A 1,621-nucleotide genomic window follows, 5' to 3' on the forward strand; every position below is an offset into this window, starting at 1 on the left:
GATGAAGCGAAAAAATACTTTATCGACAAAAAAGAGAAAAGTATCGGCAATTTCGAGACTAATCTGAACAAAACGGCGCAATATCTGGAGCGTCTGCATCAAGACTTGGCAGAACTGGAAGCGCTGGTGTGCGAAGGCGAGGGCTTGGGCGGTGAAATCAGTTTGGAAGATATCCTGACTTTCCCTATTTTGCGCAACCTGACCGTTGTGCGCGGTATTCAATGGCCGCAAAAATTGATGGATTATTTGCTGGCGATGAGCGAGCGATCCGGCGTGGCTCTGTATTTTGACCGCGCGTTGTAATGAATGTTTGAGACATAAAAAAGGCCGTCTGAAAATGTTCAGACGGCCTTTCGTTTAATAAGCAATCGTATCGGCAACCTGTGACAAACCGTTTTCCAACGATTCGAGCATGGCGGTATAGCCGTCGCCTTGCTGCGGCGTGACGGCGTTAAACGGTTTGCTGCGTCCGTCCGGCCATTGTGCATAACCGCTGATGGTGGTCTGCCCCTGATAGCTGCCTTGGAAGGCTTCGATATAGACTTTTAGGGTTTGGCTGCTTTGGCTGCGTGAAGCAGGGACGAAAGTATGGCGCGGATTGAGGCGGTTGAGCTTGTTGCTGAGGTTGGCCGCCAACGCGCCATCGAGTGGTGCCGCCCAAAGGTGGTTTTTCGCCAGATTCACATGATAGGCATCGGTTTGGTAAACGAGGCCGCCGTTGGCAAGCGGTTCGGCAAGGTTGACTTTGACCGCGATTTCGTTGCCATACGCAGCCGGACGGATGTACTGGCTGTCGGGCAGGACGAAATATTGTGTGCTTTGAGCAGTGCCGCAGGCGGCAAGCGTCAGGGCGGCGGCAATCGGGAAGAGGCGCATTATCGGCTTCCTTTCGGGATAGGGTCTTTGCTGCTGCTGTTGAAAATCAGCGCGTTGGGTTTTTCTTTCAAAGTATTAATCACGGGTTGAACGTCTTTTAAGGTTTTGTCCAAACTTTGCAGCGTATTTTGTACGTCGCCGTAGATAGGCGATTGAGGCGATACGCCTTGCAGGGTTTGACGCAACTCTTTCAGGGTTTGGTTCAACTCGTTCGGAATGTTTTGTGTCTGCGGTTTGCCGACCAGTTTGTCGATAGAGCTTAAAGCAGCATTGGCAGATTTGAGTGTGGATTTGAGCTCGGCAAGCGAACCGTTCAAGCCGGCAACGGTTTTATCCAATGGCAGATTGTTGAACTTGTCTAACAAATCGGCCACTTTTGCCTGCAAATCGTCCAAACCGCCGCCTTGGGTCGCGATAACGGTATCGCCTGCATAAACGGTATGCGGTCGCAGCTTAGGCGAGGCGGAAGGTTGATCGTTCAACTCAATCATTTTGCTGCCGGTCAGCAGGTTGTTGCTGGAGATGGTGGCGGTCAGGCCTTTGTTTAAGGCCGTCTGAAATTGTTGTTTCCAATGTTCTTTGCTTTGCTCGTCGGCATTGATTTCCAAACGGGAAGGCTCGATGCGGATGCGTACGGGAATCCAACCGTTTTCAAACAAATGCAGGCTGTCGTTGCGGTCGAAATAAGGGACATCGGAAACCACGCCGACATTCAGGCCTTTGTATTCGACAGGCGAACCGGCAG

The 1,621-nt window shown here is 51.4% G+C and carries 2 protein-coding genes and 1 pseudogene; 1 reads left to right on the forward strand and 2 read right to left on the reverse strand.

Annotated features, from left to right (window positions below; all coding sequences use genetic code 11):
• Positions 1-303: pseudogene (locus tag ACTHUE_RS18335) on the forward strand (glutaredoxin); the annotation flags it as partial.
• Positions 304-357: 54 nt separating this feature from the next.
• On the opposite strand, the gene ACTHUE_RS18340 reads toward ACTHUE_RS18335, so the two are convergent.
• Together ACTHUE_RS18340 and ACTHUE_RS18345 are read right to left on the reverse strand one after the other, a co-directional pair.
• Positions 358-876, reverse strand: coding sequence for a PqiC family protein (locus tag ACTHUE_RS18340; RefSeq protein ID WP_070695307.1), 519 nt, complete (start codon positions 874-876; stop codon positions 358-360).
• A partial coding sequence (locus ACTHUE_RS18345) for an MlaD family protein (protein WP_440424125.1) occupies positions 876-1,621 on the reverse strand: 746 nt, incomplete at its 5' end. The genes ACTHUE_RS18340 and ACTHUE_RS18345, both read right to left, overlap by 1 nt.

This window comes from Neisseria sp. P0021.S005 (assembly GCF_051956955.1).